This is a genomic window from Halalkalibacterium ligniniphilum (assembly GCF_000334155.1).
Lineage (GTDB): Bacteria > Bacillota > Bacilli > Bacillales > Bacillaceae_D > Halalkalibacterium > Halalkalibacterium ligniniphilum.
Window position 1 is genome coordinate 24332 of the sequence record NZ_ANNK01000041.1, and the last position, 8035, is coordinate 32366.

The 8035-nt window shown below is 41.6% G+C and carries 9 protein-coding genes and 1 riboswitch; of the genes, 8 read left to right on the forward strand and 1 reads right to left on the reverse strand.

Annotated features, from left to right (window positions below):
- The first annotated feature begins 4 nt into the window (after positions 1-4).
- From BLT_RS0103180 to BLT_RS22915, 8 genes are all read left to right on the forward strand, one after another.
- On the forward strand, positions 5-307 hold the full coding sequence (locus BLT_RS0103180; protein ID WP_017726369.1) for a YunC family protein: 303 nt from the start codon (positions 5-7) through the stop codon (positions 305-307).
- Between the two features lie 226 nt (positions 308-533).
- Entirely contained in the window at positions 534-1328 is a 795-nt protein-coding gene (locus BLT_RS0103185; protein ID WP_017726370.1) for a thymidylate synthase, read from the forward strand.
- Positions 1325-1819, forward strand: coding sequence for a dihydrofolate reductase (locus tag BLT_RS0103190; protein WP_017726371.1), 495 nt, complete (start codon positions 1325-1327; stop codon positions 1817-1819). Before BLT_RS0103185 ends, BLT_RS0103190 begins: the two co-directional genes overlap by 4 nt.
- Positions 1820-1889: 70 nt before the next feature.
- On the forward strand, positions 1890-2645 hold the full coding sequence (gene yunB, locus BLT_RS0103195) for a sporulation protein YunB (protein ID WP_017726372.1): 756 nt from the start codon (positions 1890-1892) through the stop codon (positions 2643-2645).
- A gap of 151 nt (positions 2646-2796) precedes the next feature.
- Positions 2797-2979: riboswitch (Lysine riboswitch) on the forward strand.
- Positions 2980-3424: 445 nt separating this feature from the next.
- The gene (locus BLT_RS21315) at positions 3425-4801 is read left to right on the forward strand and encodes a Na+/H+ antiporter NhaC family protein (protein WP_338035650.1); all 1377 of its coding nucleotides are present in this window, start codon (positions 3425-3427) and stop codon (positions 4799-4801) included.
- Complete coding sequence (locus BLT_RS24815) at positions 4686-4967, forward strand: Na+/H+ antiporter NhaC family protein (RefSeq protein WP_338035651.1); 282 nt, start codon at positions 4686-4688, stop codon at positions 4965-4967. Before BLT_RS21315 ends, BLT_RS24815 begins: the two co-directional genes overlap by 116 nt.
- A gap of 352 nt (positions 4968-5319) precedes the next feature.
- Entirely contained in the window at positions 5320-6834 is a 1515-nt protein-coding gene (locus tag BLT_RS0103210; RefSeq protein ID WP_017726375.1) for a sodium-dependent transporter, read from the forward strand.
- Between the two features lie 2 nt (positions 6835-6836).
- Positions 6837-6959: a methionine/alanine import family NSS transporter small subunit gene (locus BLT_RS22915; protein ID WP_017726376.1), complete on the forward strand. Its 123-nt coding sequence runs from the start codon at positions 6837-6839 to the stop codon at positions 6957-6959.
- A 194-nt stretch (positions 6960-7153) separates the two neighbouring features.
- Here BLT_RS22915 and BLT_RS0103220 read toward each other — a convergent pair.
- The coding region (locus tag BLT_RS0103220) for a M23 family metallopeptidase (RefSeq protein WP_017726377.1) at positions 7154-8035 on the reverse strand (882 nt) is incomplete at its 5' end.

Genomic DNA, 8035 nt, shown 5'->3' on the forward strand with positions numbered 1-8035 from the left:
TTCATTGTTCAACATGACGCCAATTCAAATTGAAAACCAGACATTTGTTGCCATTACATTAGTGTTGCCAAAGACCAATTTTTTAGCTGTTACTTCTGAAAAAGGATACATTATGTGTGGGGCACTGGACATTGCTTTGTTGAATGAAAAACTGAAGGAACGGAAAATCATAGCAGGAAGAGCAGTTGGGGTTCGCACAATTGAACAGCTGCTAGATGCCCCGTTAGAATCCGTGACCCTAGAAGCTGAAGCGCTTGGCATCATGAAGGGGATGAATGGTCGAGAGGCATTGCTGAAAATGGTTTAGTGTGATTGGCTCCTATTGAGTAGGGGCTTTTAACTATTTGAGCATGAATCATAAAAATCAATAAATGTTTGCGATAAGGGTCACCATTCGTTGATATAATAGAGCTAGTGAAAGTAGAGGAAAAGCTCTTCACTTTGTGGACGAGCATTTTCAATGAAACTCTTTTAAAAACAATGAGCGTTGCGATGGAAGCAATAGGAACTTAGTAAAAGGAGCGTATCAGGCAATGAAACAATATTTAGCGTTATGTAAGCATGTATTAGAGCATGGTGAGGAAAAATCAGATCGAACAGGAACGGGTACCTTCAGTACATTTGGCTATCAAATGCGTTTTGACTTACAGGAGGGGTTTCCTGTTGTAACGACGAAGAAGCTTCATCTACGCTCGATCATCCATGAGCTTCTTTGGTTTTTGAAAGGTGATACGAATATTAAATACTTACAGGAGCATGGTGTGCGAATTTGGAACGAATGGGCGGATGAAAAGGGTGATCTCGGTCCTGTCTACGGAAAGCAATGGCGCTCTTGGGAGGGGGCAAACGGAAAAACAGTTGATCAAATTAAACAGGTCATCGATGATATTCGTAAAAATCCTGATTCTCGTCGTTTAATTGTCAGTGCTTGGAATGCAGCTGACATTGATGAGATGGCACTAGCGCCGTGTCACTGCCTGTTTCAGTTTTATGTCAATGACGGTAAACTGTCGTGCCAGCTGTACCAGCGTAGTGCAGATATCTTTTTAGGGGTGCCTTTTAACATTGCGTCCTATGCATTGTTAACATTAATGATCGCTCAAGTTTGTGATTTAGAGCCTGGAGAATTTATCCATACATTCGGCGATGCCCATATTTACAAAAATCATGTGGAGCAAGTGAAGCTTCAACTGACGAGAGAGCCGCGTACCTTGCCGCAAATGAAGCTGAACCCAGAAGTGAAGTCAATCGATGATTTTACTTATGAAGATTTTCAGCTTGTTGGCTATGACCCTCATCCTCACATTAAAGGAGAGGTCTCAGTATGATTTCGTACATTGTAGCAATGGATAAGCAGCGAGCGATTGGGAAGGATAATCAGTTACCATGGCATTTACCGAATGATCTTGCCTATTTTAAAAAAATAACGACAGGTCATACCATTGTGATGGGCCGAAAAACATTCGAGTCTATCGGAAGACCACTGCCGAACCGTCGCAATATTGTCGTAACGAGAAATAAGAGCTTTGAGGCTGAGGGAGTGGACGTCCTTCACTCGATTGCCGAGGTTGTAGAGCTTGGACGGGAGGAAGCTGAGTGTTTTGTTATCGGCGGTGCAGAATTGTTTACAAGCTTGTGGGATAAGGTGGAGCGAATTTATTTAACGTATATTGATGAAACCTTTGAAGGTGATACATTTTTCCCTGAAATCGATGAGAACGAATGGAAATTGGTTTCCGTGGAAAAAGGAAAAATTGATGAGAACAACAGGTATGCACATGAATTTCGCGTGTACGAGCGTTTAACTGAAACGAATTAGGCTTGCCTAAAATTTATAGTCAAACTGATCCCCCTTACGCATACATATGTAGCAAAAGGGGGTTTTTGTTTTGCGGCGACGAAGACCAATCAGACGAGCGCGAAAAGGCCCTTTGCCATTTCGGTATGTCCTTTTAATTTCCTTCGTTGTTTTTGTTCTGTTAACGTTGCAAGGCTTATGGATTGTTGAAAAAGGCGTAAAGCCAACCTTAATGGAGATTGCGAGTTTAGAAACACAAAAAATTTCAACAACAGCCATAAATGGAGCGATAAACGACAAAGTATCAAAGGAAATAGACATAAATGAATTGTACTTATTTGAAAAAGATGAGAACGGAGAGATTACGTCCGTTCAATTTAACACCAATTTATATAATGAAATTCTTTCTTCTGCCACAGGGCATATTCAATCATACTTAGCGGAGGTAGAAAGGGAATCCTTTGTGGCAGAACAAAATGGAACCGATGATGGGATTTTATATGAGATTCCATTAGGACGAGTGACAAACAATGCCCTTCTCTCTCAGCTTGGTCCAGGTGTTCCTTTTCATTTTACGGTGATCGGTGATGTCCGAACGGATTTTAAAGAGAAGGTTGAGCATGTAGGGATTAATAATACGTATATTACGTTGAGCATGGAAATTGAATTGGATATAAGGGTCATTATCCCTTTTGCAACAGAACAACAGCTTGTTTTTGCCAATGTACCTGTTGGTGTTCTTTTTATCAGTGGACCGGTTCCAGAATTTTATATGCATGGAGAAGGTGTAACACCTCCACCGATTGCTGTTCCAATGTCTGAACGAGAAGAAGCAGCGTCTCCATAAAAAACGAAAATGTGAGTGTTAAGAGAACGTATGTATTTGTTGAGAGAACAGTGTGAAACCCTTGATAAACGTGTCGTTTTTCCGATTGCTGAGGGGAAGAAACCGTGATAAAATGAGTCTGCTTAATTAAATAAATATTGCCTCATCAAAAAGGTGAGGTAGAGGTGCGAATTTCATCAGTAGATCCTCGGAGAATGACACCGGTGATGGGGGTTGAAAGGGGAATTTGCCGAAGTGAAAGAGCGTGTCAACCACTCTTTTGCTGGGGCTGTATTGAATAAGTACAGCACTGTCACAGTGATTATGAGATGATCTGTGGAGTACTACTGTTGAGATGGGGAGACAACTTGCGACGAAGAGCAACGATGGATCAGACCGCCATCTTTGCTCTTTTTTCATTTTTGTGGAAAAAGCGACGGAGCTTCAAGGCAGTGAGAAAGCAAAGAAGGTTTGCTTTAACTTTGGAACTACTTTCTAACGCTGTGAGGGATGTAACTACTCATGAGAGTAAGGATTTAACAATAAACTATTAAAAAGCAGCATTCCTGTAATGGGGAAGCGACCGTGAGTGATGTGGAGATTACTAGGCACGGTCTTACCTTTTCATTACCAAACGATCTCAGTTTGACCGTTAGGATGGATTTTCTTCTGTAAGAAATTTTGATTTATTCTACTTCTATCCAGTAGCTTTGGCGAGATTACGCTGCGGTGCTTATGAATCTTTAAGAATACACGAGTATTCATGAGAAAATTAAACTTTATTGAGGGGGGTTTTTACGATGGAACCATCGATTTTGTCCTTACTTCCACCAATTTTATCTCTTTTGTTGGTAATTTTGACAAAAAAAGTTCTATTATCCTTAGGGATTGGGATCATCGTCGGTTCACTTATGCTTAATGGATTTAATCCAGTAGAAAGCATCATGCAAATATTTACTATTTTTGCTGGGATCTTTGTCGTGGACGGAGCCATCAATGATTGGGAACTTTATATTATCTTTTTCTTACTACTTCTAGGAATGATGGCTTCATTCATCGCTTTTTCTGGTGGCAGTCAAGCATTCGGAGAGTGGGCGATCAAGCGTGTCAAAACGAGAAGGGGTGCTCAACTTTTACCAATCTTTTTAGGGTTTTTAGTATTTATTGATGATTATTTTAACAGCATTCTAGTTGGGAATGTTAGCCGCCCTCTTACTGACAGGCATCGTGTATCTCGTGCGAAGCTTGCCTATTTTGTTGATTCTACCTCCGCACCCGTGTGTGTGATTGCTCCACTTTCAAGCTGGGGAGCATACATCATTACAATCATTGCTGGGGTCCTAACAACTCATGGAGTAACGGAGTATGGTTCATTGCAAGCATTTATCCTCATGATTCCTATGAATTTATACGCACTGATTGCCCTCGCACTTATTTTGGCAGTGGCTTGGTTTAATTTAGATATTGGTGCTATGAAAATACATGAGAAGCGCGCAATTCAAACGGGACAGCTTGTTGACCCGGATAAAAAGCCACTTGCTGGAGTGCAGGAAGAAATCCAATCAAGTAAAAAAGGAACCATTGGTGATTTGGTTTGGCCGATTATTACGTTAGTTGTAGTGACGGTTTTCTTTATGGTCTTAACGGGTATTCAAGGTACGGATGGGGAAGTGAGCTTACTTTCCATTTTTGAAAATACAGATGTTTCTGGTTCGCTTGTGTATGGAGGAATCGCCGGATTCATTACAGCTCTGATTTTTAATCTTAGAAAAAAAGTAACTTGGACAGAAGTGACCCGTACGAGTTGGGCTGGAATTCAATCAATGCTTCCAGCAATCTATATCCTTATCTTAGCTTGGATCATTATTGAGATTATCGGAGATTTAGGGACAGGACAATATTTAGCCTCGTTAGTTGATGGAAACGTTAGCCCGGTATTATTACCTGCTATCTTGTTTCTCATCGCTGCGTTTACGGCCTTTTCAACAGGAACATCTTGGGGGGACTTTTGGTGTGCTGCTTCCCATTGCAGGAGAGATTGCAGCGGTTGTAGACATTACGATGATGCTGCCAATGCTAGCGGCTGGTTTAGCGGGGTCCATTTTTGGCGACCATTGTTCACCGATTTCAGATACGACGATTCTCTCTTCAGCGGGGGCAGGGAGCCATCATATTGATCACGTGCTCACACAGCTACCTTATGCCATCATAGCAGCTGTAATTAGCTTCCTCTCATATATTGCATTAGGTTTGTCAGGCAGCATTATTGTAGGGTTGCTTGCGGCTTTTGCTTTACTTGTCGTGACAATCCTTGTTTTGAAACGAATCTCTGTTATGAAATGATTTAATAAGAACCGCCTCTTCTTATTTCGAGGCGGTTTAATCGTTAATTAAGTTTTATCGATTTAAAAAAAGCTTATTTTTATAAAAAATACAGTAATCGAGTTTTTTCGACAAAAAATCTTTGACATGCTTCAACCTAATTACTATAATGAGATAATGAATTGTCTGATAAATTGTAAGGGGCATTATAGACTAGGATAAGCTGGATGATAGGAAATCTAACTAGCTATTTGCTATGCGGAAAGTTGTCAAATAATTTTGACAAAAACTATCCTAGCATATATACTAAACTTGTAATTTTCAGAATAAACTATTTTTGTAAATGTATTCGTTAAGAAAGGAGATTAATTCTATGAGTCAAAGAGAACAGTGGGGAACACGGGCTGGCTTCGTATTAGCAGCGATTGGTTCTGCAGTTGGGTTGGGAAACATTTGGCGATTTCCTTACGTCGCTTATGAAAATGGCGGTGGTGCTTTCTTTTTACCTTATTTATTTGCACTTTTAACGGCGGGTATTCCGCTCTTAATCATGGAATTCACGTTAGGTCATAAATATCGGGGGTCTGCACCGCTAACGTACGCAAGGCTTAATAGAAAGACAGAGTGGATTGGCTGGTGGCAAGTAGCGATAGCGTTTGTCATTTCTACGTACTACGCAGTCATTATTGCATGGGCGATCTCGTACACGTATTTTTCCTTTAACCAGAGCTGGGGAGAAGACGCCGAAGGATTCCTTTTTGGAAACTATCTTCAGTTAGGGGAAGTAGGAAGCTTGGGTTCATTAGTACCAGGTGTTTTCTATCCGCTTCTTCTCGTCTGGATTGTTACGCTAGGTGTTTTGTTTAAAGGTGTTAAAAAAGGGATTGAGGTTGCGAATCGTATCTTTATCCCATTGTTAGTTATTATGTTCTTAATGCTCGTGATTCGTGCTGTTACCCTTGAAGGAGCTGCTGTTGGACTCGATGCATTTTTCAGACCAGATTGGACAGAGATTCTGTCTCCTGGCGTTTGGGTGGCTGCCTATGGTCAAATTTTCTTTAGCTTATCAATTGCTTTTGCGATTATGATTACGTACTCTAGTTACCTTCCGAAGAAAGCAGATATTAACAACAATGCTTTTATTACGGGCTTCAGTAACTCTGGATTTGAGCTATTAGCGGGTATTGGCGTATTTGCAGCGCTTGGTTTTATGGCGACGGCTTCAGGAGTTGGTGTAGAGGAAGTGGCAGCTGCAGGGATTGGACTTGCCTTTGTTGTCTTCCCGCAAATTATTAACACGTTCCCAGGATTAAATGGTCTGTTCGGTGTGTTATTTTTCGGGTCCCTTGTCTTAGCGGGATTAACATCTTTGATTTCAATTGTTGAAACGTATGTAGCTGGACTTCAAGACAAATTTAAAATATCCCGTGCAAAAGCAGTTGCTTTTGGTGGTGGGCTATCAGCAATCCTTTCTTTGCTCTATGCAACACAAGGTGGGTTATACCTTCTTGATGCAGCTGATTACTTTATTAACCAATTTGGGATCGCAGTTGCGGGTCTCGTGTCTGTTATTATTGTAGCTTGGTTTTTAAAGAAGCTTCCATCCCTTCAAAGCCATGCAAATAATGTTTCTGATTTCCGCACTGGCTTATGGTGGAAAGTATGCCTAGGGGTTGTTACACCACTTGTGCTTGGGTTTATGGGTATTCAAAATTTAATCAATAATATTCGAGAGAATTATGGAGACTATCCTTCTTCTTTCCTTTTATACACAGGTTGGGGTGTTGCTATTGGTGTCGTTGTTATCGGCTTCATCTTTACGGCCTTTAAGTGGGATAAAAATAGTCTTGGTGTGCCAACGGACAGTCAAAGCAAAGGAGCTGAATAATCATGAGTGGAAGTGCGATTATTATGATGATTATCGGTATTGTCTTAATATGGGGTGGCATGGTTCTTAGTATTGCCAATGCAGTAAGGGTATCGAAACAGAAAAAAGCGAGCAATGAATCGTAACGACTAAATGAGGCTGGCTCAGCAAATGTGTTGAGCTCAGCCTCTTTTTTGTATGCAGAAACGTACTATGAAATAATCAAGCTTGAGCTCCTAACAGCTCAGAGCATTGTCACCCCTTCACAAAACAAAAAATGCTTGGTGTTTGTCAGCGTTTCAGTGAACGGTGTGCCATAAGCAAGTGTCTTACTTCTTTCTTATTTTTTCTTTCTTCGCTCTTGGTATGCTTTTCGTTCCCAGCTTTTTAAGGCAGGGTACGGATCGAAGGACCACTCCGTATAGCCAGTATCCCGGTACATTCCGTAATGAAGATGAGGAGGAAATTTTCCTTGTGTTCCAGGCTTCCCGTAGCCAGAGCTACCGACATAGCCGATCACATCACCAGGAGCTACAATGGTCCCTTCCTCAATCCCCTTTTCAAATCCACTCAAATGGGCGTAGTAATGATAAATGTTGTCGGTATCACGAATGCCGACGCGCCAGCCTCCGTATTTATTCCAGCCTTTAATTTCCACGATCCCATAAGCGGTCGCCAGTACAGGAACGTGGTAGCCAGCAAAAATATCAGTCCCTTCATGAATGCGTCGGCCGCCCCAGCCGCGCCTGTCTCCCCATGTATCTCGGTAACTATAGTCGTATTGGAGAGGCATGGGGAACGTATGCTTTGATAAATCAAGCCTGTTAAATTTTTTATAAACCTTTGCGTGTCCTGAGATGATCGCAACACTTTGCTCGCGCTGGTAATATTCCCAAAGAGCGATACGAAAATCTTCTTCTTTAAAGCCAAATTTCTCGAGGTATTGAGCAATGGAGTACAACACATCTTCGTCGTTCATTCGATCGGCGATTCCATCACCGTTCCCGTCAAGCCCCATTCCATCAAAAAGACTAATCGATAAGGGGTCGGTGTCTTCCATATTTGGGTTAAGGGGACCAACCCATTGTTGGGGAGAGAAATAAATCCCGATGACGCCTTCTTCTGTTGGACGGTCTTTCTGTGTCCGTCGCACCCCCCGTTCATAGGCATCAACCGCTGCAAGAAAGTACCAAGGAACGTTTGTAATGGCTTCTGTTTTTTT

Bases quoted from the DNA above. Each gene is read 5' to 3' on its own strand.
- BLT_RS22915 (WP_017726376.1), top strand. From the start codon at position 6,837: ATGAGTGGAAGTGCGATTATTATGATGATTATCGGTATTGTCTTAATA.
- BLT_RS0103190 (WP_017726371.1), top strand. From the start codon at position 1,325: ATGATTTCGTACATTGTAGCAATGGATAAGCAGCGAGCGATTGGGAAG.
- BLT_RS0103185 (WP_017726370.1), top strand. From the start codon at position 534: ATGAAACAATATTTAGCGTTATGTAAGCATGTATTAGAGCATGGTGAG.
- BLT_RS21315 (WP_338035650.1), top strand. From the start codon at position 3,425: ATGGAACCATCGATTTTGTCCTTACTTCCACCAATTTTATCTCTTTTG.
- BLT_RS0103210 (WP_017726375.1), top strand. From the start codon at position 5,320: ATGAGTCAAAGAGAACAGTGGGGAACACGGGCTGGCTTCGTATTAGCA.
- BLT_RS24815 (WP_338035651.1), top strand. From the start codon at position 4,686: ATGATGCTGCCAATGCTAGCGGCTGGTTTAGCGGGGTCCATTTTTGGC.